This window comes from Rhizobium sp. M10, assembly GCF_002531955.1.
GTDB classification, from domain to species: Bacteria; Pseudomonadota; Alphaproteobacteria; order Rhizobiales; family Rhizobiaceae; genus Rhizobium; species Rhizobium etli_C.
Window position 1 is genome coordinate 117,673 of sequence record NZ_NWTA01000007.1, and the last position, 22,523, is coordinate 140,195.

Below are 22,523 nucleotides of genomic sequence, written 5' to 3' on the forward strand. Positions count from 1 at the left end.
GCCCGGCTTTTTGCTGTCCGTTGATGTTTCAACGCTCTGTCCCGGTTATGCGCTGGTCTTGAGTTCCTGATAGGCGGGGAATTTCTTTTCGAACTGCCGCAACCAGTCGATCAGCGGCGCATGATCGGCTTCCCACTGGCCCCTGAAGCGCAGATCGAGATAACCGAGCGTGGCGGCCAAGGCGAAATGCCCGCCGTTGAGTTTCTTGCCCAATTTCGGCGGGTTGGCGCTCAGATGCGCAAGCCCGCTCGTCACCTTCTTCCATTGCCGGTCGATCCAGGGCTGGTGGATCTTTTCCTCATCGCGAAAACGCCGCTCGTACATGATCGCCAACAGGCAATCGCAGATGCCGTCGCAGAGCGATTCGAGGACGTCGGCATCCGTGCGTTTGCCCTTCTTGGAGGGATAGAGCTTGCCCTTCGCCAGCCGGTCGAAATAGTGCATGATCGCCACGCTGTCGAAGACCGAGGCGCCGTCATCGCTCAGCAGCGTCGGGATCTTGCCGAGCGGATTATTCTCCACCAGGATCGCCGGCGCCGTATTGGTGTCGACTCGGATGGCGTTCAACTCGAGGTCCAGGAAATGCGCGGCCATCCGCACCTTGCTGGAATAGGGGGAGGGCGGCGACCAAAGGAGCTTCATGAGATACCTGACGAGATTGTGACACTGCGGCGGACTATTCCCGAAGCGGGTTAAGGGGTCAATCGTCCTTCACCGCCTTGTTCTCGCCGCGCAGCCAGAAGGCGCGGTGCGAGGCGAAACGGTCCTGCGCCAGATGGTCTTTCAGCGCCGGCAGCAGCTGATGCAGCTCGTCCTTCAGCGTGAAAGGCGGATTGACGATGACGAGGCCGGAGCCCGTCAGTCCTGTCATGCCGCGATCGCTGCGGACGATCAGTTCGGCGCAGAGCATTTTCGGAATGTCGAGCGCCTGCAGCGTCTCGTGGAATTCCTTGATCGGGGCGCCCTTCTTCAGCGGATACCACAGGCAGTAGGTGCCGCCGGGAAAGCGCCGATAGGCCCTCTCCAGCCCCTTGGCCAGACGCTGGTATTCGTCCTCTTCCTCGAAGGGCGGATCGACGAGCACGATGCCGCGCTTTTCTTTCGGCGGCAGATGCGCACCGAGCGCCAACCAGCCGTCGAGCTCGGTGATGCGGGCATGGTGATCGCCTTCGAACAGCCGATGCAAGCGGGCATAGTCCTCGGGATGCAGCTCCATCGCCGACAGCCGGTCCTGCGGCCGGAACAGCATGCGCGCCAGTTTCGGTGATCCCGGATAAAAGCGGATGCCGCCCTCGGGATTGAGGTCGCGAATTGCCGAGAGGTAGGGTTCCAGCAGCTCGGACACCTGCGGTCCGAGGTCGGCCTCCATCAGCTTGCCGATGCCCTCGAGCCATTCGCCGGTTTTCTGCGCCTCCTCGGAGGAAAGGTCGTAGAGCCCGATGCCGGCATGCGTGTCGAGCACGCGAAAGCCGCCATCCTTCTTCTGCATGTAGCGGATCAGCCGCGCCAGCACGGCATGTTTCAGCACATCGGCAAAATTGCCCGCGTGGTAGATGTGGCGGTAGTTCATTTTCGCTGATGTCCGTATGAATTCGCGTCATGGGGAGTTTTTCTGGCTTTTGGCCATTCAAGCCTTGGAATATACAAATGCCATGAACATTGCGACCCCCATCGACGCCAAATCCCAGAAGCTCGGCAACAAGGTCGGCCACACGGCCTGTCCGCACGACTGTCCCTCCACCTGCGCGCTGGAGGTCGAACTATCTGAGGACGGCCGCATCGGCCGCGTGCGCGGCGCCAATGATCATTCCTACACCGCGGGCGTCATCTGCGCCAAGGTCGCCCGTTATGCCGAACGTCTCTACCATCCCGACCGGCTGATGCATCCCTTGCGCCGCAGCGGTGCCAAGGGGGCAGGGCAGTGGCAGCAGATTTCCTGGGACGAGGCGCTGGATGAGATCGCTGAAGCCTTCGTCAAGGCCGAGGCACGGGACGGCAGCGAGGCGATCTGGCCCTATTTTTACGCCGGCACCATGGGTTGGGTGCAGCGCGATTCGATCGAGCGTCTGCGCCACGCCAAGCGCTATTCCGGCTTCTTCTCCTCGATCTGCACCAATCCGGCCTGGACCGGCTTCACCATGGCGACTGGCGTGCTGCGCGGCCCCGACCCGCGCGAGATGGGCCGCACCGATTGCGTCGTCATCTGGGGCACCAATGCGGTTTCGACCCAGGTCAACGTGATGACCCACGCCATCAAGGCGCGCAAGGAGCGCGGAGCCAAGATCGTCGTCATCGACATTTACGACAATCCGACGATGAAGCAGGCCGACATGGCCTTGATCGTCAGGCCCGGCACCGATGCGGCACTGGCCTGCGCCGTCATGCACATCGCCTTCCGCGACGGCTATGCCGACCGGGATTATATGGCGAGATATGCCGATGATCCCGAGGGTCTCGAAGCGCATCTGAAATCCAGGACGCCGCAATGGGCGGCCGAGATCACCGGCCTTTCCGTCGAGGAGATCGAAGCCTTCGCCCGCCTCGTCGGCACGACGAAGAAGACCTTTTTCCGCCTGGGCTATGGCTTCACCCGCCAGCGCAATGGCGCGGTCGCGATGCATGCGGCCGCCTCGGTCGCCACCGTGCTCGGCTCCTGGCAATATGAGGGCGGCGGCGCCTTCCATTCCAACAGCGATATCTTCCGCATGAACAATGCGGAACTGACCGGCCGGTCGATGAAGGATGCCGATATCCGCATGCTCGATCAGTCGCAGATCGGCCGGGTGCTGACCGGTGATCCGGTGGCGCTGCGCCATCGCGGCCCGGTGACGGCGATGCTGATCCAGAACACCAACCCGGCCAACATCGCCCCCGAGCAGCGTCTCGTCAGGCGCGGTTTTGCCCGCGACGACCTGTTCGTCGCCGTGCATGAGCAGTTCATGACCGAAACGGCCGAGATCGCCGATATCGTCATTCCCGCGACGATGTTCGTCGAGCATGACGATATCTATCGGGCCGGCGGCCAGAACCATATCCTGCTCGGGCCGAAGCTGGTCGAGCCGCCGCCAACCGTGCGCACGAATCTCTTCGTCATCGAGGAACTGGCAAAGCGCCTCGGCGTTGCCGATCGCCCCGGCTTCGGCTTCACCGCCCGCGAAATGGTCGACCGCATCCTGAAATCGAGCGATCTGCCGGATTACGATCACTTCCTCGAACACAAATGGTTCGATCGCCAGCCGGCTTTCGAGGAGGCGCATTTCCTCAACGGTTTTGCTCATCCTGACGGCAAGTTCCACTTCCGGCCGGACTGGATCAACCAGCCGGCGCCGAATAAGCCGCCGGCGGCGATCGGCGCGCTCGGGCCGCATGGGGAGTTGCCTGTCTTCCCCGATCAGGTCGATGTCATCGAAGTCGCCGATCCCGAGCATCCCTTCCGTCTGGCCACGTCGCCCGCCCGCAACTTCCTCAATTCGAGCTTTTCCGAAACCAAGACGTCGCGCCAGAAGGAAGGCCGCCCCGAGGTCATGATCAATCCTGTTGATGCCGAGGCCAATGGCATCGCGCATGGCGATCTTGTCCGGATTGGCAACGGCCGCGGCGATCTTCGCATCCATGCCCGCATCACCACCGAGGTCAAGCCGGGCGTGCTGATCGCCGAGGGCCTCTGGCCGAACAAGGCGCATGTCGACGGCGAGGGCATCAACGTTCTGACCGGCGCCGACCCCGTTGCGCCCTATGGCGGAGCGGCCATACACGACAACAAGGTCTGGCTTCGCAGGGACACAGCATGATGCAGCCGAAATCACGCATGAAGATCGTCAGCGAGCAAACGCTGTCGAATGGCTGGACGCGGTTGAGCAGCTATCTGCTCGATTACATCGATCGCAAGGGCGCGACCCAGCAGTTGAAGCGGGAGGTCTACCACCGCACGCCCGCCGCCTGCATCCTGCTTTATGATCCCAAACGCGACCTCGTCGTTCTCGTCCGCCAGTTCCGCCTCGCCGTTCATCTGAACGGCGATCCCGCCTGGATGATCGAGGTGCCGGCCGGCTTGCTCGACGACGACCATCCCGAAGCGGCGATCCGCCGCGAGGCGATGGAGGAGACTGGCTATCGCCTGCGCGAGGCGCGCTTTCTGTTCAAATGTTATATGTCGCCGGGCGCCATCACCGAAGTCGTCCACTTCTTCACAGCCCTCATCGACACCGAAGACCGCATCGCCGAAGGCGGCGGCCTGGAGGAGGAGCACGAGGATATCGAGGTCCTGGAAATCCCGCTAGACGATGCTGCCCGAATGATCGAGGCCGGCGAGATTTTCGACGCCAAGACGATCATGCTGCTGCAATGGGCGGCGTTGAACAGGAATAGGATCGGATAACGGTCGGGCGTCTCGGGCGACGCGCCGATTGCACCCATGGCGGCTCTCGCATGGAGCTGCCAGCGCTTGAGAATTCATACGTTTGTCACGAAGCGGTTCTATCCGCTGCGCTTTGTCGATCATCGGATGCGGTCAGGAGAAAGCCCATGTGGCTCAGCAATTTCACCCTCGTTCTCCCCGACCAGGTGGTGAGCGAAGGTTCCGTGCGTGTTGAGGATGGCGTCATCGCCGAGATCCGGCCGGAGCCGGTCGCCGGCGCCGCCATCGACGGCGGCGGACGGCTGCTGATGCCGGGATTCGTCGATCTGCACGGCGACATGATCGAGCGCGAGATCGCGCCGCGGCCGAACGCGACCATGCCGATCGATTTCGGCATCCACGAGCTCGACAAGAAGCTTGCCGCCGCCGGTGTCACCACCGCCTTTGCCGCCGTCTCCTTCGCCACCGAAAGCGTCTACGGCCATGTCCGCTCGCTGGAGACGACGTCGGCGGTAATCGAGGGCATCAACCGCCTGCGCGACAATCTGTTGATCGACCACCGCGTCCATGCCCGCTACGAAATCACCAATGTCGGCGCCGCGCCGGCGCTCGAGCGCCTGCTGAATGCCGACCAGATCGACATGGTGTCGCTCACCGACCACACGCCCGGCCAGGGCCAGTACAACAACCTGCAAAGCTATATCCTCAGCATTTCCGAGCGCCGCGCCATCTCCGAGGAAATGGCCGCCGAGATCGTCGCCAAGCGCATCGCCATGCGCAATAATCCCGACATCGAGGCTAAGCTGAGAGAGATTGTCGCGCTGTCGCTGAAGCACAAGCTGTCGCTCGCCTCGCATGACGACGACAGCATCGAGAAGGTCGCCGAAATGCACGACCTCGGCGTCACCATCAGTGAGTTTCCGGTCACCGCACCCGCGGCCGAAGAGGCGCGCCGCCGCGGCCTCTGGACGCTGATGGGCGCACCGAACGCGCTGCGCGGCCAGTCGATGTCGGGCAACCTCAGCGCCCTCGATGCCGCAAGGGCGGGCCTGCTCAGCGTCATCGCCGCCGATTATCACCCGGCCGCCTTCGTGCCCGGCATCTTCAAGCTCGCCGATATGGTGGAAGGCCGCCTGCCGGCCGCCGTCGCCATGGCGACCGGCAACGCCGCCCGCTCCGCCGGCCTCCTGGACCGCGGCGAGATCGCCCTCGGCCAGCGCGCCGATCTGGTCGCGGTCGAACCCGGTGACATCAACCGCATCCGCGCCACCTTCCGCGCCGGCCGCTTCGTCTATAGCGACGGTACGCTGCATCCGTTGCGGGCGCTGGCGGCCTAAGCGCGGTCGCCGATCAGCGAGATGAGATGGGACTTAGGGGCAGCCGCCGAAGCCTCGGCGCCGATGGCTTTGCCGCTTTCCATCGTCACGCGGCCTTCGGCAAAGAGCCGCAGCGCCTGCGGATAGATCTGGTGTTCGACGGTGAGCACGCGTGCGGCAAGGCTTTCTGCCGTGTCGCCGGAAAGGATGGGCACTGCCGCTTGGCCGATCACCGGCCCTTCGTCCATGCCCTCGGTGACGAAATGCACCGTGCAGCCGGCAATCCGCATGCCGGCGTCGATGGCGCGCTGATGGGTGTGTAGGCCCGGGAAGAGCGGCAGCAGGGAAGGGTGGATGTTGAGCATCCGGCCTTCGTAGCGCTGGATGAAGGTCGGCGTCAGCAGTCGCATGTAGCCGGCCAGGCAGAGGATGTCGGGTGAAAGTTCGTCGAGCGCCGAAAAGATCGCCGCCTCGTGCGCATCCTTGCTGGCATAGTCCTTGCGGGGGAAGGCAAAGGTGGCGATGCCCTCGGCCGCTGCCTTGGCAAGCCCGCCGGCCTCCGCCTTGTCTGATATCACGCCGACGATCTCGGCTGGATAATCGCCGGCCTTGGCGGCCGCCACCAGCGCCATCATGTTAGAGCCGCCACCCGATATGAAGACGACGACGCGTTTGCGCGGCGTGCTCATATGGCAAGCGTACCCTTGTAGACCGTGCCGGCAGCGCCTTCGGCGCGGGCGATCATGCGGCCGAGCGTAACGACCTTTTCGCCTTCGGCTTCAAGCGCCTTAGATACGGCGGCGACATTCTCTTCGGCGACGACGACGATCATGCCGATGCCGCAGTTGAAGGTGCGCAGCATTTCCTTGGCTTCGACGCCGCCCGTCCTGGCGAGCCACGAGAAGACCGGCGGTACCTTGACGGCCGCAAGGTCGATCTCGGCCGCCAGATGCTTCGGCAGCACGCGCGGAATATTCTCAGGGAAGCCACCGCCGGTAATATGGGCGAGCGCCTTCAGCGCACCCGTCTCGCGGATCGCCTTCAGCAGCGGCTTCACATAGATGCGGGTCGGCTCCAGCAGCGCTTCACCGAGCTTCTTGCCTTCGGCGAACGGCGCCGGTGCATCCCAGCCGAGGCCGGAAAGCGAAACGATCTTGCGCACCAGCGAGAAGCCGTTGGAATGGACGCCGGAGGAGGCGAGGCCGAGGATCACGTCGCCCTCGGCAATGTCGCCGGAGGGAAGCAGCTTGCCGCGTTCGGCAGCGCCGACGGCAAAGCCGGCAAGATCGTAATCGCCGGAGGAATACATGCCGGGCATTTCGGCGGTCTCGCCGCCGATCAGCGCGCAGCCGGCCTCGCGGCAGCCGGCGGCAATGCCGCCGACGATCGCGGCACCCTGGGCGGGGTCGAGCTTGCCGGTGGCGAAATAATCGAGGAAGAACAGCGGCTCGGCACCCTGGACCACGAGATCGTTGACGCACATGGCGACGAGGTCGATGCCGACGGTGTCATGATAGTCCGCATCGATGGCGATCTTCAGCTTGGTGCCGACGCCGTCATTGGCGGCGACGAGAACCGGATCGGTAAAGCCCGCGGCCTTGAGGTCGAAGAGCCCGCCGAAGCCGCCGATCTCGCCGTCGGCGCCCGGACGCCGCGTCGAGCGCACCGCCGGCTTGATCTTCTCGACGAGGAGGTTGCCGGCATCGATGTCGACGCCCGCATCGCTGTAGGTCAGGCCGTTTTTCCCAGACTGGCTCATGCTGGTCTCCGATGGCTGTTTTCAGGCGGCGGACGCGCCGCGTCATCTGCCGGTCGCAATTGCATGACAGGGGCGTTTATGCAAGCGCTGCATGGGAAAAGCCCCCAATTTCCCGCGTCTTCAGCCGGCATTTTCCGGAATTGCCGCGACAGGGTTGACCATCTTTGCGCCTGCATCCTATGTGCTGAATGACCGGGTCGGAGAAGACGCGGGCGTTTAGCGGCGAGCGATCAGTGGGGAAGCGATGCCACAGCATATCAGCGGCAACAGTCTGAAGCGCCAGATCTTCTTCTGGCTGGCCGTGCTCGTCCTCTTCATCGTCTTTCTCTATGTCTTCAGCTCGATCCTGCTGCCTTTCATCGCCGGTATGGCGATCGCCTATTTCCTCGATCCGGTGGCAGACAGGCTGCAGCGGCTTGGCCTGAGCCGCATGATGGCGACGATCGTCATCCTGATCGCCTTCGTGATCACCTTCACGCTGGCGCTGATGATCCTCATTCCCGTGCTCGTCAGCCAGTTCAACGATTTCGCCGAGCGGCTGCCGGGCTATATCAGCCAGCTGCAGCAGTTCATCGACACCTCGAAAAACTCGCTGCTGCCGGAATGGGTCAGGAGTCAGGCCGGCACGATCAAGGATAATTTCTCCGGCATTCTTTCCGAAGGTATGGGCTTTTTGACGGGGCTGTTCGGGCAGATCTGGAATTCCGGCAAGGCGATCGTCGATGTCATATCGCTGCTCGTCGTCACCCCCGTTGTCGCCTTCTACATCCTGCTCGACTGGGACCGCATGATCTCCAAGGTCGATCAGTGGATTCCGCGCGATTACGTCGCCGATGTCCGTCAGATCGCCAAGGAGATCGATCAGGCGATCGCCGGCTTCATTCGCGGCCAGGGCTCGCTCTGCCTCATCCTCGGCATCTATTATGCCGCCGGGCTCTCCCTCGTCGGCCTGAATTTCGGCCTGCTGATCGGCCTCTTTGCCGGCATGATCAGTTTCATTCCCTATGTCGGCTCGCTGGTCGGCCTCGTTCTGTCCGTCGGCGTGGCCCTCGTGCAGTTCTGGCCGGATTATCCCTGGATCGGGCTGGTGCTTGCCGTCTTCTTCAGTGGCCAGTTCCTGGAAGGCAACATTCTGCAGCCGAAGCTCGTCGGCTCCAGCGTCGGCCTGCATCCGGTCTGGCTGATGTTTGCGCTGTTTGCCTTCGGCGCGCTCTTCGGTTTCGTCGGGCTTCTGGTCGCGGTGCCGGCCGCCGCGGCCGTCGGCGTCCTTGTTCGCTTCGCGCTTTCGCGCTACCTTCAGAGCGATCTTTATTTTGGCGGGTCGCCGAGTGACCGCGCTCAGAAGACGAAATCAGTTCCCAATGAATGACGTCAAGAACGCTGATCCGAAGCGCAAAGCCGGAGAGCAGCTGCCGCTGGTTTTTTCGCACGATGCCGCCAGCGGCCGCGACGATCTCCTGATCTCGGAGCGTCTGGCCGCCGCCGTGTCGATCGTCGATGCCTGGCCGGCATGGCCGTCCCCGGTCGTCGTGCTTGCCGGTCCGGTCGGTTCTGGGAAATCGCATCTCGCCCGCATCTGGCGGGAATTGAGCGGCGCCGTCAGCATTCACCCCGAGCTCGGCTCGGACGCCGCCGTCGCCGCCGCCGCCGGCCCGGTGCTGTTCGAGGATGCCGACCGCCTCGGCTTCGACGACAATGCGCTCTTCCACGTCATCAACAGCGTTCGCGAACATGGCACCAGTCTGTTGATGACCAGTCGCCTCTGGCCGATCTCCTGGCCGGTTTCGCTGCCCGATCTGCGCTCGCGCCTGAAGGCTGCGACGGTCGTCGAGATCGGCGAACCCGACGAAGGACTGCTGTCGCAGGTGATCGTCAAGCTCTTCGCCGACCGGCAGCTTTATATAGATGACAAACTCGTGCTCTATATCGTCAACCGCATGGAGCGGTCGCTGAACGCGGCCCAGACGATCGTCGAAAGGCTCGACCGGCTGGCCCTGTCCCGGGGCACGAAGATCACCCGGTCTCTTGCTGCCGAGGTATTGAATGAATTGGGAAATTCGGAACCGGCCGATTGACTGTCACAGTTCCGTCGTGAAACTGATATAATTGCCGTCGCGATTGAAAACGGGGTAGCGGACCATGGATAGCGCAGTCGCAGAACATCAGGAACTCACTCCGGAGATCAACGACAACACGCCCGCGCTGGAAGAGCTGCTGACCAGCCCCGAGCGCTTCATCAACCGCGAATTCTCCTGGCTGCAATTCAATCGTCGCGTCCTCGAAGAGACGCTGAACACCGAGCATCCGTTGCTCGAGCGCGTCCGCTTCCTGTCGATCTCGGCCGCCAACCTCGACGAGTTCTTCATGGTGCGCGTCGCCGGTCTCGAAGGCCAGGTGCGCCAGAATATCGCCATCCGCAGCCCTGACGGCAAGACCCCGGCCGAGCAGCTCGACTCGATCCTGCAGGAGATCGACCATCTGCAGATGGAGCAGCAGGCCTCGCTCGCCGTGCTGCAGCAATATCTCGCCAAGGAAGACATCCTGATCGTGCGCCCCGGCGCGCTCAGCGATGCCGACCGCCAGTGGCTGGCCGCCGAATTCGAACAGGCGATTTTCCCGGTGCTGACGCCGCTGTCGATCGACCCGGCCCATCCATTCCCGTTCATTCCCAATCTCGGCTTCTCGATCGGCCTGCAGCTCGTCAGCAAGAACGGCCGCGAGCCGATGACGGCGCTCCTGCGCCTGCCGCCGGCGCTCGACCGCTTCGTCCGGCTGCCGGATGATGCGAATACGATCCGCTACATCACGCTCGAAGATGTCGCCAACATCTTCATCCACCGGCTCTACCCGGGTTACGAGGTGCAGGGCTCCGGTACCTTCCGCGTCATCCGCGACAGCGATATCGAAGTCGAGGAAGAGGCCGAGGATCTCGTCCGCTTCTTCGAAACGGCGCTGAAGCGGCGGCGCCGCGGCAAGGTCATCCGCATCGAGACCGACTCGGAAATGCCGGCTTCGCTGCGCCAGTTCGTCGTCCAGGCGCTCAGCATCCCCGATAACCGCGTCGCCGTTCTGCCGGGTCTTCTGGCGCTGAACACGCTGTCGGAGATCGCCAAAGCGCCGCGCGACGACCTCAGGTTTCTTCCCTACAATGCGCGATTTCCCGAGCGCGTCCGCGAACATGCCGGCGACTGCTTCGCCGCCATCCGTGAAAAGGACATGGTCGTCCATCACCCCTACGAATCTTTCGACGTGGTCGTCCAGTTTCTTCTCCAGGCTGCGCGCGATCCTGACGTCCTGGCGATAAAGCAGACGCTTTACCGCACCTCCAATGACAGCCCGATCGTCCGTGCGCTGATCGACGCCGCCGAGGCCGGCAAGTCGGTGACGGCGCTGGTCGAGCTCAAGGCCCGCTTCGACGAAGAGGCGAACATCCGCTGGGCGCGCGACCTCGAACGCGCCGGCGTGCAGGTCGTCTTCGGCTTCATCGAGCTCAAGACCCACGCCAAGATGTCGATGGTCGTCCGGCGTGAGGAGGGCAAGCTCAGGACCTATTGCCACCTCGGGACCGGCAACTATCACCCGATCACCGCCAAGATCTATACGGATCTCTCCTATTTCACCTGCAATCCCGTCATCGCCCACGACATGGCGAACATCTTCAACTTCATCACCGGCTATGGCGAGCCGGAACAGGGCATGCAGCTGGCGATTTCGCCCTACACGATGCGCCCGCGCATCCTGCGGCACATCGAGGAAGAGATCCAGCATGCCCGCAACGGCGCGCCGGCGGCGATCTGGATGAAGATGAATTCGCTCGTCGACCCTGATATCATCGACGCGCTCTATCGCGCCAGCCATGCCGGCGTGGAGATCGATCTCGTCGTGCGCGGCATCTGCTGCCTGCGTCCGCAGGTGCCCGGTCTCTCAGAGAAGATCCGCGTCAAGTCGATCGTCGGCCGCTTCCTCGAGCACAGCCGCATCTTCTGCTTCGGCAATGGCCACGGCCTGCCGTCCGACAAGGCGCTGGTTTACATCGGTTCGGCCGACATGATGCCGCGAAATCTCGATCGCCGCGTCGAGACCATGGTTCCGCTGACGAATCCGACTGTTCACGAGCAGGTCTTGTCACAGATTATGCTCGGCAACGTGATTGACAATCAGCAAAGCTACGAGATATTGCCCGACGGTACGTCGCGCCGCATGGAAGTGCGCAGGGGCGAGGAACCGTTCAATGCGCAGCAGTATTTCATGACCAATCCGAGCCTGTCGGGCCGTGGTGAAGCTCTGAAGTCCAGCGCGCCGAAACTGATCGCCGGCCTGCTCGAAGGCCGCAACAACAAGTAAAACTGGACCTAAATGGTTGAATCTGAAGCCCAGGGGCGCCTTCCAGGGATCGCTCCGGTCTCCGTTGTCGACATCGGATCGAATTCCATTCGTCTCGTCGTCTACGAAGGCATGTCCCGCTCGCCGACCATTCTCTTCAACGAAAAGGTCCTTTGCGGCCTCGGCAAGGGCATAGCCGTCACCGGCAAGATGGATGAAGAGAGCGTCGGCCGGGCTCTGGCGGCGCTACACCGTTTCAAGGCTCTGTCCGACCAGGCGCGCGCCGCCACCATGTATGTGCTGGCGACGGCTGCTGCCCGCGAGGCGAGCAACGGTCCCGATTTCATCCACCAGGCGGAAACCATCCTCGGCCGCAAGGTCCGCGTGCTCTCGGGCGAGGAGGAGGCGAAATTCGCCTCGCTCGGCATCATCAGCGGCTTCTTCAATCCCGACGGCATTGCCGGCGACCTCGGCGGAGGCTCGCTGGAGCTGATCGATATCAAGGGCAAGGAAGTCGGCAAGGGCATCACGCTGCCGCTCGGCGGCCTGCGCCTGTCGGAATATGCCGGCGGCTCGCTTTCCAAGGCCAGAGCCTTCGCCCGGAAGCAGGTGAAGACGGCAAAGCTGTTGTCGAAAGGCGAGGGGCGCACCTTCTACGCCGTCGGCGGCACCTGGCGAAACATCGCTAAGCTGCACATGGAGATCACCCATTATCCGTTGCACATGATGCAGGGGTATGAGGTCTCGCTCGAGGCGATGATGCTGTTCCTCGAACAGGTGGTGACCGCGCGCGATTCACGCGAGCCAGCTCTGCAAGCCGTGTCTAAGCACCGCCGTTCGCTGCTGCCCTTCGGCGCCGTCGCCATGAAGGAAGTGCTGAGCGCGATGAGGCCGTCGATGATTTCCTTCTCGGCACAGGGCGTGCGCGAGGGCTATCTCTACTCGCTGCTGTCCGAGCCCGAGCGCCGCCTCGATCCGCTTCTGGCCGCCGCCGGTGAATTGGCGATCCTGCGTGCCCGTTCGCCCGAGCATGCCCGCGAACTGGCGGAATGGACCGGTCGGATGATGCCCTTCTTCGACGTCCAGGAAACCGAAGAGGAAAGCCGCTATCGCCAGGCCGCCTGTCTGCTCGCCGATATCAGCTGGCGCGCCCACCCCGACTATCGCGGCCTGCAGGCGCTGAACGTCATCGCCCACTCTTCCTTCGTCGGCATCAGCCATCCCGGCCGCGCCTTCATCGCACTGACCAATTATTACCGTTTCGAGGGTCTGCACGACGACGGCGCCACCGGCCCGCTGGCGCAGATCGCCACGCCGCCCTTCATCGAGCGCGCCAAGCTGCTCGGCGGCATGCTCCGCGTCGTCTACCTCTTCTCGGCCTCGATGCCGGGCATCGTCAAGAACCTGACCTTCCGCAAATCATCGACCCCGGACTTCGACCTCGAATTCGTCGTTCCCTCCGAATACCGCGATTTCGCCGGCGAACGCCTGGACGGCCGCCTGCAGCAGTTGTCGCGGCTGACGAATAAGCGGCTGGCGTTTCGGTTCGAGTAGGGTGGTGCTTGCTCCCTCTTCTCCCCAGCGGGGAGAAGGTGGCCCGAAGGGTCGGATGAGGGGCCACACGGCACACCAATCATTGCCTTTCGCTTACGCTCAACGCATTCGCGGCTTTGCCGCTCACCCCCTCAACCGCCTGCCGGCACCTTCTCCCCGCTGGGGAGAAGAGGTGTGTGGCGGCGCCGAATACCTCTTTCACGCGTCGGAAGCCTGAGGGAACGTACGACGTGGCTGCTCCCTCACCGTGCTGGTCACAAGAATAGAAAAAGGCGGCGCTCACGCACCGCCCCTCCATCTCACATCAAACCCAACTTACTTCGCGTTCAAAAACTCGCCGACCTCGAGCAGGCTGAACTCGTTATTGTCGGCCTTGTCGAGGGCGCGGCCGGCCGAGAAGGGCAGGTTGTTGTCGTTGCCGATGATGATGTGGGTGGCGTCGACGCGATCGACGTTCTCGATCGTCACGAACGGCATGTCGTAGACGCCGTCCTTGGCTCCGGCCTTCTTCTTGTTGTCGGGGTCCTGGATGTTCAAGAGGTCGATATAGCCGATCTTGCGGACGGCCTTGCCGGCATTGGCGTCGTTGAACTCGATCTTGTAGACGCGCTTCAGCACGGCCGGCGCTTCGAAGCAATCCGGCTTCGGCTGCTTCGGATCGGCACAGGCCTTGTCGGAAGTGCCGGCGCCGCTGTCGCGCTCGATGACGAGGGCGGTCGCATCGTCGAGCATGTTGAAGTCGCCAATCGACACGCCCTTGTCCTCGAACGGATAGAGCCAACTGCGGCCGGTCCACTTCTTGGCGGCGACGTCGAATTCGATGATGCGGATGGCGGTGTGGCCGTCGGCCGTTTCCAACTGGCCGTCATCCTTGTAAATGGCGCCTTCGAGCAGGCCGTAGAGCTTGGCGCCGTCCTTCGACATGGCAAGGCCTTCGAAGCCGCCGGAGCGCTTCAGATTGAAGACCGGCATCTTCGCGGCCGGATTGCCCGGCAGCTGGATCAGCGGATTGTCGGGCGACAGCACCGGCTTGCCGTCGAGCGTGGTCGCAATGACATCGGTCAGACGGCCCGCAGTGTCGAATTTCAGGATATAGGGGCCGAACTCGTCGCCGAGCCAGAAACCATCGGCAACCGGCTGGATCGATTCGATGTCGAAGTCGGTGCCGGTGAGGTAGCGCGTGTCGGTGCCTTCGAGCACGATCGGGAACGGAGCGATCTTGTTCGGGTCAGAGAGGAAGAGGTTCTTGACCACTTCAGCCTTGTTGGCGGCCCAGTCGAACTTCATCTCATGCAGGAACAGCATGGAGTCGGAAGAATTGGCCTTGGAGCCGAAGCCGTTGTCGGAGAGCGTCCAGAAGGTGCCGTCGGCCATCGTCTTGATGCCCGAGAAACCCTGGATCGGCTGACCGTCGAACGGAAGCTTCAGGTCGGTCACACGTGCGCCGTCCTTGCCGGGAACGGTGCCGAGCGCTTCGGTGCGCTTGCGGTCCGGCGTCGTGAACTTGCCGGAATGCTTGAGGAAGTCGGGGGCGTCGGCCGGAGCCGCAACCATGGTGTTGGCAGGCAGGATCGCCTGGCCGGCGAGCTTGGCCGGGAATTGCTGCTGATCGGCCGAAACGGGGCCGGCAATCAGAATGAAAAGCGATACGGAAGCAAAAAGGACGTTCTTCATAATATCCCCATGGAACGGATGCGAATGGCTTCCGCTTAGCAGGGCTTCCGTGTCAGTGAATTGACGGTTGGGTGAAGCTTTGGTGACGGGGTGATAAGAGCGTTGCTCAGCCGTGCAGAACGACCGCGGGGGTGTTGAGCACGGTCACCGCCCGCGAGGAAAGTGCCATGACGCCGAGCGCCTGGCCGCGTCCCTTGACGGCATGGATGCCGAGATCGTCGCAGGAAATGTCGTCGGGAAAGGTCATGCGCCGGGCAAGCTCCGCGGAGATCAGCACCTGCCGGTTCAGGCTGCGGCAGAGCGTCTCCAACCGGGCGGTCGTATTCACCGTGTCGCCGAAATAGCTGATCTTGTGGTGGTCGACGCCGACTTCCGCCGTGATGATCTCGCCGCCGTGAATAGCGGCGCGAAGCTTCGGCACCTGTCCGTAATTTTTCCGCCAGCCGGCGGCATTGGCTTCGATATCGGCGATGATATCGAAGATGCAGCGCACGCAGCGCGCATCCTTGACGCCGCGGGCAAGCGGCCAGGTAATGATCGCCGCATCGCCGACATAGTCGTTGATCATGCCCTTGTGGCGCCGGACCGGCTCGGCGAAGGTCGCAAACAGCGAGCTCAGCAGCTGCTGCGCCCGGAGGTCGCCATGCTTTTCGGCAAAAGCCGTCGAATCGACGAGATCGATGAACAGGAAGACACGCTCTTCCTTGACCGGATTGCGATAGCGGCTGATGAGCATGCTGATGAATACTTCGCGGCCGAGCAGCTCCCGCACGCGCAGGATGAAGATCAGCGCCGAGCAGACGGCAAGCGCATAGAGGAAGACGTCGAACGGCATGATGACGAGCTCGAGGAGCGACGACGGCTTCAGCGCGCCGAGCGAGCGAAGCAGCAGGCCGGCGCAGGCAAAACCGATGCTCATCAGGATTTCGTAGATCACCAGTTCGGTGATGATGAAGGCGAAGGTCGGCAGCTTCTGGATGCGCCGGTAGAGCCCGCGGAACAGCACCTTGCGCTCGAAGGCGATGATCGGCATGCCGATGAACAGCGCGAAGATCGCCCCGATGACCGGCGTCTGATCGGAGTAGAACATCGAATCATAGACGACGCCGCTCGCCGCCAGGACGAGGACGATCAGGATCCAATTCTGCGTCGGAGATATTTCCCGCATGCAGCCCCTTCGCTTCGCAGTTTTGCCCGGCCATTGTTTCAGCTGGGAAAACAGCGTCAAGCGAATTCGATTTGGTGTTAGAGCGCGACGGTTTCAACCTTCCGGCCGGCAAATCGCAGTCCGATCTGGCCCTGGATCAGCTGCAGCGCCGGCTCGCCGAAAAGATCGCGCCGCCAGCCGTGCAGGGCAGCGACGTCGGCCTTCTCGCCATCAGCGGCGATCTTGTCGAGATCCTCGCTGTTGGCGATCACCTTCGGCGCGACGCCGTGTTTTTCCGAGATCAGCTTCAACAGCACCTTCAACAGCTCGACGGCGGCAGCTGCGCCCTCCGGCGCCTGCGTCTGCCGCGGCACATGCGGCATATCTGCCTTCGGAAGAGCGAGTGCCGCATTGACGGCTTCGACGACGGCCGTGCCGGAGGCGGAGCGCTCCCAGCCTTTCGGAATGGTGCGCAAGCGGCCGAGCGCTTCGGCGTCCTTGGGCTGCTGCTGGGCGATCTCATAGATAGCATCGTCCTTCAATACGCGCGAACGCGGCACGTTGCGTGCCCGCGCCTCGCGCTCGCGCCAGGCGGCGACATATTTCAGGATCGCCAGCTCCTGCGGTTTGCGCAGACGCATCTTCAGCCGCTGCCAGGCATCGTCGGGATGCATGTCGTAGGTTTCGCGCGCCTCGAGAATATCCATTTCCTCGGAGAGCCAGGACGTACGGCCTTCGCGATCGAGTTCGGCCTTCAGCGACAGATAGACGTCGCGCAGATGCGTAACGTCGGCCAGCGCATATTCCAGCTGCTTGTCGGAGAGCGGCCGGCGACTCCAGTCGGTGAAGCGCGACGACTTGTCGATATGGACGCTCTTGATGCGGCTGACCAGCTGATCGTAGGAGACGCTGTCGCCGAAACCGCAGACCATGGCAGCAACCTGCGTGTCGAAGATCGGATGCGGAATGAGATTGCCGCGATTGAAAATGATTTCGATGTCCTGGCGCGCCGCGTGAAAGACCTTCAGCACCTTGGTGTCGGCCATCAGCTCGAAGAAGGGGGCGAGGTCGATGCCCTTGGCCAGCGGATCGACGAGAACCTCCAATGTCGGGCTGGCCATCTGGATCAGGCAGAGCTCCGGCCAGAAGGTCGTCTCACGCAGGAATTCGGTGTCGATGGTAATGAAGTCGGACTTGGCCAGCTCTTTGCAGGCGGCCGCCAAATCGGCGGTGGTTTCGATCATATCAATTCATTCGCAAGGAAAAGGTCGGTTGAACCTTCCTTCTCCTTTCGCTTCGATATGTCAATACAACAGCATAAGCTTCGCGCACTGCTGACGAAGAATCACGTCCGAACTGAGGCAAAGCAATGCTTCAGCTCACTCTGACATAGCTGGTCATGCCGGTCTTCTGATGTTCGATGATATGGCAATGCAGCACCCAGTCGCCGGGATTGTCGGCGACGAGGGCCAATCGCACCTTCTCGTCCGGCTGGACGAGGTAGGTATCGGAGACGAGCGGCATCACCTCCCGCGTCGAGGAGGAGATCACGGTGAAGCTCATTCCGTGCAGATGGATCGGATGGGCGTGCGGCGTGGTGTTCTCCAGATTGAAGACATAGCTCTTGCCGAGCTTCAGTTCCGCCAGCGGCGCCGTCGGGTCGGGGGTGTCGCCTGGCCAGGGCACCTTGTTGATCGCCCAGAAACTGTAGCCGAGCGTGCCGCAGATACTCTCTACGGCGGCATTTTCCGCCGTGGCGCTCAACACCAGCGGGATCTCTTCGGCGGCGGAAAGATCAGCCTTCGGAACGGGGTTCTCGGCAAGCGGGCCGAGATCGCCGATATCGCGTTTCAATGACTGTCCGACGGCACGCAGGCTGGCAATCGTCTTCGGCGTCGTGCCGCGGATATCTTCCAGTGTGGCGACGGCGCCTTCGCCGTCCGGCATGCGCACGGCAAGGTCGAGCCGCTGTCCGGGCCCGATCTGCAGGAGCTCGAGGGGAAAGCGTTTCGGCACCGGATTGCCGTCGATGGCGATGACGGTCGCATCGGCGCCCGCCATCGTCAGCGAGAAAATGCGCGTCACGTCGGTGATGGCGATGCGCAGCCGCACCAGCCCTCCGGCCGGCGCGTCATATTGCGGCTCCTGATGCCAGTTGGCGGTGCGCACCGTGCCGTAGGTGCCGCTCTTGGCGGCATCGCGCGGACGGAATGGGGCGATGAACTGTCCGTCGCCGCCAAGGCGCCAGTCGCGCAGGTTCAGCAGCACCTCGGCATCGAATTCGGGATCGGCCGGGTCCTCGACCACGAGCATGCCGGTCATGCCGTGGCCGATCTGCGTCAGCGTGTTGCAGTGCGGGTGATACCAGAAGGTGCCGGCGTCGGGCGGGGTGAAAGCATAGTCGAAGCTGTCGCCGGTATAGATATAGGGCTGGGTCACGAAGGGCACGCCGTCCATGCGGTTGTCGATGCGCAGCCCATGCCAGTGGATCGTCGTCGGCTCGTCCAGCTGGTTGTTCAGCCGTGCCGCGTAGGGCCGCCCCTTCGTCAACCTCAGAACCGGCGGCATGCCGTCGTGACCCCAGCTCATGACGTCCCGGGTCGGTCCCGCCTCAGTCAGCATGGCCTCGGTCTTCACAGCCGTCAGCAGCTGCGGCTCCGGTGCGGCCGCGGCAAGCCCCAATTTGCCGGCAATGCCCATGCCGACGCCGTAGGCGCCCGCGACGGCGGATGCCCTGAGAAGGTTACGGCGGGTCAGCAAAGGCATGCGGGGCTCCACGATGAAAATGCACCTCCTTTTAAAGTTGACCGACATCTTCATCAATACGGCAGGCGCGGCCAAACTGCCGCAGCATGCGGGCCGCAGCTTCGCCATAAACGCGTGCCAATCGCGCGGCGAGGACGCGCCAAGCCTTGACAAATCGGAGCGTCCATGCGCTTTTCCGCCCGATTTTCTTGTCGGCGCTTGAGGGCCTTTGAACCCTTGCTGCCGTCTTAAGCCACATGCCAGGAATTGAGATCATGCATCGCTATCGCAGCCACACATGCGCCGCCCTCCGCAAGACGGATGTCGGCTCGACCGTCCGTATCTCCGGTTGGGTCCATCGCGTTCGCGACCATGGCGGCGTTCTGTTCATCGACCTTCGCGACCACTACGGCATCACCCAGGTGGTCGCCGATCCCGACAGCCCGGCCTTCAAGCTGGCCGAGACCGTGCGTGGTGAATGGGTCATCCGCATCGACGGCCTCGTCAAGGCGCGGACCGAAGACACCGTCAACAAGACCATGGCGACCGGCGAGATCGAGCTCTATGCTCAAGAGATCGAAGTGCTCTCCGCCGCCAAGGAATTGCCGCTGCCGGTTTTCGGCGAGCCTGAATACCCTGAAGACGTCCGCCTCAAATACCGCTTCCTCGATCTTCGCCGCGAAACGCTGCACCGGAACATCGTCAAGCGCACCCAGGTCATCTCGGCAATGCGCCGCGAAATGGGCGCTGTCGGCTTCACCGAATATACGACGCCGATCCTGACGGCCTCCTCACCAGAAGGCGCGCGCGACTTCCTCGTTCCCTCGCGCATCCATCCCGGCACCTTCTACGCGCTGCCGCAGGCCCCGCAGCAGTACAAGCAGTTGCTGATGGTTGCCGGTTTCGACCGCTATTTCCAGATTGCGCCGTGCTTCCGCGACGAAGACCCGCGCGCCGATCGCCTGCCGGGCGAATTCTACCAGCTCGACCTCGAAATGAGCTTCGTCACCCAGGAAGACGTCTGGAACACCATGGGTCCGCTGATGACCCAGATTTTTGAGGAGTTCGCCGAAGGCAAGCCGGTCACCAAGGAATGGCCGCGCATCCCCTATGACGAGGCGATCCGCAAATATGGTACGGACAAGCCGGATCTGCGCAACCCGATCGTCATGGAAGCGGTGACCGAGCATTTCGCCGGCTCCGGCTTCAAGGTCTTCGCCGGCATGATCGCCTCCAACCCGAAGGTTCAGATCTGGGCGATCCCGGCAAAGACCGGCGGCTCGCGCGCCTTCTGCGACCGGATGAACGCCTGGGCGCAGAGCCAGGGCCAGCCCGGCCTCGGCTATATCTTCTGGCGCAGCGAGAACGACAAGCTCGAAGGTGCGGGACCGCTCGCCAAGAACATCGGCGAGGAGCGCACCGAAGCGATCCGCACCCAGCTCGGCCTCGGCGATGGCGACGCCTGCTTCTTCGTCGCCGGCGAGCCGGAAAAATTCTACAAGTTTGCCGGCGAAGCGCGCACCAAGGCCGGCGAGGAACTGAACCTCGTCGACCGCGACCGTTTCGAACTCTGCTGGATCGTCGACTTCCCCTTCTTCGAATGGAACGACGAGGAGAAGAAGGTCGATTTCGCCCACAACCCGTTCTCGATGCCGCAGGGTGGCCTCGATGCGCTGCAGAACCAGGATCCGCTGACGATCAAGGCCTTCCAGTACGACGCCGTCTGCAACGGCTTCGAAATCGCCTCGGGCTCGATCCGCAACCAGTCGCCGGAAACCATGGTCGCCGCCTTCGAGAAGGTCGGCCTCAGCCAGCAGGACGTCGAGGATCGTTTCGGCGGTCTCTACCGCGCCTTCCAGTACGGCGCCCCGCCGCATGGCGGTGCGGCCTTCGGCATCGACCGCATCGTCATGCTGCTCGTCGGCGCCAAGAACCTACGTGAGATCTCGCTGTTCCCGATGAACCAGCAGGCCCAGGACCTCCTGATGGGCGCGCCGACCCCGGCAACCCCGACGCAGCTGCGCGAGCTGTCGATCCGGCCGATCCCGCCGGTCAAGAAGGACTGATATAACAGGCTGCAAAGCGCCGACCGGCCTCCTTACGGCCCGGCACCACCGCGCTGCAAGATGAACCTCGGTGGCCAGCCTCGTCCTTCGAGGCCCCTGCGGGGGCACCTCAGGATGAGGCCGGAGAGAGGTCGCCTTCAAAAAGATAAAGCCCGGCGGTGCGAACGGCCGGGCCTTTTCGTGGTCAGATCAAAGCGATCAGTCGTTGGCCGAAACCTTGACGCCGAGCACTTGCGGCAGCGTGTTCGGAGCGCCCATGGCGGCACCGACGATCGTCGGGAAGGGCACCGGCTTTTCAGGGGCGGCCTTGACGGTCAGGCTCTTCGGGTCGTCGAGGAAGGTGTTGACGGCGGCCGAAACGGCGTTCTGCAGTTCCGGGATGTTGAGCTGGGCCAGCATGATCGGCGTCATCGCCTTCAGCGAATCCGCCATCTGCTTGCCTGATATGTTCTGCTGCGCGCCGGCATAATCGAGCGCCCGCTTGGTGATCGAGGCATCTTCGAAGCGTACCTGTGCGCCTTCGAAGGACAGCTGCTGCATCAGACCCAGCATGGCAAGGCCGAGCGCCTGCTGCGCCTGTTCCTTGTTCGGATTGGCTTCGGACTCCTTCATCGCATCCTGCATCGACTTCACGAAGGGCATCGTATAGCCGGAGATCTTGAAGCCGAGGTTGAGCTTGCCGATATTGGTGAAGTCGAAGGCGATTTCCGAAACGTCGATCGTGCCGGGCCCGAGCTCCCAGGCGCCCTTCATGGTGATGTCGCCCTGGACGTGCTGCAGGGCGAGTTTCTCGATCGCATCCTTGGTCTTGGGATCGTCGGTCTTGCTGAGATCGGCCTTCATGCTCTTGAAGGCGCCGTCGAAATCGAAGCCGGATTCGTCCTCGCGCAGCGTCAGATTCATGTCGCTTTGAAGCACCGAGAACACTTCCGCGCCGTCCTTGACCACTTTCAGCGGGCCGGTATGGGCGGTCTCGTAAAGCATCATGGTGTCGAGCGTGTCGCCGCCTGGCGTTGCCGGGACGGAGATGCCGCCGAGCGTCAGCTCTTGCGCCGTCACGGTTACGCCATCTCCCGTCTTGTTGATGTCGGGGAAGGCCGCCTCTTCGATGTAATAGCCGCCATCCTCGTCTTCTTCGACGCCGGACAGGGTGACTTCGCCGATGGGCAGGCTTTCGCCGCCGGTCGGCTTAAACGTAACATTCTTCAACGTCACGGTCGTGCCGTCGATATTGACGCCGTCAGCGGAGATCGTTCCGCCTTGCGCTTCATAGGCGGCATTGATCTTCTTCAAGAGATCGGCGCCATCGAGAGCGAAGGCCGAGCCGGCGAGCGAGAAAAAGGCTGCGCCCGACAGCATCAGCCGCGTTGTCCGGTAAATGTTCATGGGGTGATTCCTCTGGTGGCGTGGTGGCGGTTGGAACTCTGCAGTTACGCTACTACGGATTGGGCCTGCTTTATATTTGCGGACTTCTAAATTTCCGTTGAAAGGAGCGGCAAACGAAGTCCAAATTGCGGCGAAGGGTTTGTCCCATCCTTTGATGTCAGTCCCAAGACTTCATCCACAGCTGCAATACCCCGGA

Annotated in this window: 18 protein-coding genes; 9 read left to right on the top strand and 9 right to left on the bottom strand. The window is 62.7% G+C overall.

All coding sequences use genetic code 11. From position 1 onward, the window contains the following. Window positions 1–45 precede the first annotated feature (45 nt). Both CO671_RS13830 and CO671_RS13835 read right to left on the bottom strand, forming a co-directional pair. A complete protein-coding gene (locus tag CO671_RS13830) occupies window positions 46–642 on the bottom strand; it encodes a glutathione S-transferase family protein (RefSeq protein ID WP_097606404.1) in 597 nt (198 codons plus the stop codon). Window positions 643–700: 58 nt separating this feature from the next. Beyond that, a complete protein-coding gene (locus CO671_RS13835; RefSeq protein ID WP_010035005.1) occupies window positions 701–1,570 on the bottom strand; it encodes a 23S rRNA (adenine(2030)-N(6))-methyltransferase RlmJ in 870 nt (289 codons plus the stop codon). A 16-nt stretch (window positions 1,571–1,586) separates the two neighbouring features. On the opposite strand from CO671_RS13835, the gene CO671_RS13840 reads away from it, so the two are divergent. The 3 genes from CO671_RS13840 (at window position 1,587) to CO671_RS13850 (ending at window position 5,694) form a co-directional block, all read left to right on the top strand. Further along, window positions 1,587–3,791 carry a molybdopterin oxidoreductase family protein gene (locus tag CO671_RS13840; protein WP_097606405.1) on the top strand — a complete coding sequence of 735 codons (2,205 nt, stop codon included), beginning with the start codon at window positions 1,587–1,589 and terminating at the stop codon, window positions 3,789–3,791. Further along, window positions 3,788–4,378 carry an NUDIX domain-containing protein gene (locus CO671_RS13845; protein ID WP_097606406.1) on the top strand — a complete coding sequence of 197 codons (591 nt, stop codon included), beginning with the start codon at window positions 3,788–3,790 and terminating at the stop codon, window positions 4,376–4,378. Before CO671_RS13840 ends, CO671_RS13845 begins: the two co-directional genes overlap by 4 nt. A 146-nt stretch (window positions 4,379–4,524) precedes the next feature. After that, window positions 4,525–5,694 (top strand): alpha-D-ribose 1-methylphosphonate 5-triphosphate diphosphatase, encoded by a 1,170-nt coding sequence (locus CO671_RS13850; protein ID WP_097606407.1) that lies wholly within the window; start codon window positions 4,525–4,527, stop codon window positions 5,692–5,694. On the opposite strand, the gene purN is transcribed toward CO671_RS13850, so the two are convergent. Both purN and purM read right to left on the bottom strand, forming a co-directional pair. After that, on the bottom strand, window positions 5,691–6,362 hold the full coding sequence (gene purN, locus CO671_RS13855) for a phosphoribosylglycinamide formyltransferase (protein ID WP_010029875.1): 672 nt from the start codon (window positions 6,360–6,362) through the stop codon (window positions 5,691–5,693). The two genes, CO671_RS13850 and purN, sit on opposite strands and share 4 nt — an antisense overlap. Next, window positions 6,359–7,432, bottom strand: coding sequence for a phosphoribosylformylglycinamidine cyclo-ligase (gene purM / locus CO671_RS13860; RefSeq protein ID WP_097606408.1), 1,074 nt, complete (start codon window positions 7,430–7,432; stop codon window positions 6,359–6,361). The genes purN and purM overlap by 4 nt, the downstream gene beginning before the upstream one ends. 244 nt (window positions 7,433–7,676) lie before the next feature. On the opposite strand from purM, the gene CO671_RS13865 reads away from it, so the two are divergent. The 4 genes from CO671_RS13865 (at window position 7,677) to ppx (ending at window position 13,309) form a co-directional block, all read left to right on the top strand. Then, the gene (locus CO671_RS13865) at window positions 7,677–8,801 is read left to right on the top strand and encodes an AI-2E family transporter (RefSeq protein ID WP_097606409.1); all 1,125 of its coding nucleotides are present in this window, start codon (window positions 7,677–7,679) and stop codon (window positions 8,799–8,801) included. Further along, window positions 8,794–9,507, top strand: coding sequence for a DnaA regulatory inactivator HdaA (gene hdaA, locus CO671_RS13870; protein ID WP_010035472.1), 714 nt, complete (start codon window positions 8,794–8,796; stop codon window positions 9,505–9,507). Before CO671_RS13865 ends, hdaA begins: the two co-directional genes overlap by 8 nt. A gap of 64 nt (window positions 9,508–9,571) precedes the next feature. Continuing rightward, entirely contained in the window at window positions 9,572–11,776 is a 2,205-nt protein-coding gene (locus CO671_RS13875; protein WP_097606410.1) for an RNA degradosome polyphosphate kinase, read from the top strand. Window positions 11,777–11,788: 12 nt separating this feature from the next. Next, entirely contained in the window at window positions 11,789–13,309 is a 1,521-nt protein-coding gene (ppx, locus tag CO671_RS13880; RefSeq protein WP_010035474.1) for an exopolyphosphatase, read from the top strand. A gap of 315 nt (window positions 13,310–13,624) precedes the next feature. On the opposite strand, the gene CO671_RS13885 is transcribed toward ppx, so the two are convergent. From CO671_RS13885 to CO671_RS13900, 4 genes are all read right to left on the bottom strand, one after another. Then, the gene (locus CO671_RS13885; RefSeq protein ID WP_097606411.1) at window positions 13,625–14,983 is read right to left on the bottom strand and encodes an esterase-like activity of phytase family protein; all 1,359 of its coding nucleotides are present in this window, start codon (window positions 14,981–14,983) and stop codon (window positions 13,625–13,627) included. A 106-nt stretch (window positions 14,984–15,089) separates the two neighbouring features. Beyond that, complete coding sequence (locus CO671_RS13890) at window positions 15,090–16,151, bottom strand: adenylate/guanylate cyclase domain-containing protein (RefSeq protein ID WP_097606412.1); 1,062 nt, start codon at window positions 16,149–16,151, stop codon at window positions 15,090–15,092. 77 nt (window positions 16,152–16,228) lie between these two features. Further along, a complete protein-coding gene (rnd, locus tag CO671_RS13895) occupies window positions 16,229–17,374 on the bottom strand; it encodes a ribonuclease D (protein WP_097606413.1) in 1,146 nt (381 codons plus the stop codon). A 130-nt stretch (window positions 17,375–17,504) separates the two neighbouring features. Further along, window positions 17,505–18,896: a multicopper oxidase family protein gene (locus CO671_RS13900; RefSeq protein ID WP_097606414.1), complete on the bottom strand. Its 1,392-nt coding sequence runs from the start codon at window positions 18,894–18,896 to the stop codon at window positions 17,505–17,507. A gap of 13 nt (window positions 18,897–18,909) precedes the next feature. On the opposite strand from CO671_RS13900, the gene CO671_RS13905 reads away from it, so the two are divergent. Together CO671_RS13905 and aspS are read left to right on the top strand one after the other, a co-directional pair. Continuing rightward, window positions 18,910–19,098, top strand: a complete 189-nt coding sequence (locus CO671_RS13905; RefSeq protein WP_141514296.1) for a hypothetical protein — start codon at window positions 18,910–18,912, stop codon at window positions 19,096–19,098. A gap of 52 nt (window positions 19,099–19,150) precedes the next feature. Next, window positions 19,151–20,941, top strand: coding sequence for an aspartate--tRNA ligase (gene aspS, locus CO671_RS13910; protein ID WP_097606415.1), 1,791 nt, complete (start codon window positions 19,151–19,153; stop codon window positions 20,939–20,941). Between the two features lie 198 nt (window positions 20,942–21,139). Here the strand turns inward: aspS and CO671_RS13915 are convergent, their stop codons facing one another. Continuing rightward, a complete protein-coding gene (locus tag CO671_RS13915; protein WP_097606416.1) occupies window positions 21,140–22,327 on the bottom strand; it encodes a hypothetical protein in 1,188 nt (395 codons plus the stop codon). Window positions 22,328–22,523 lie beyond the last annotated feature (196 nt).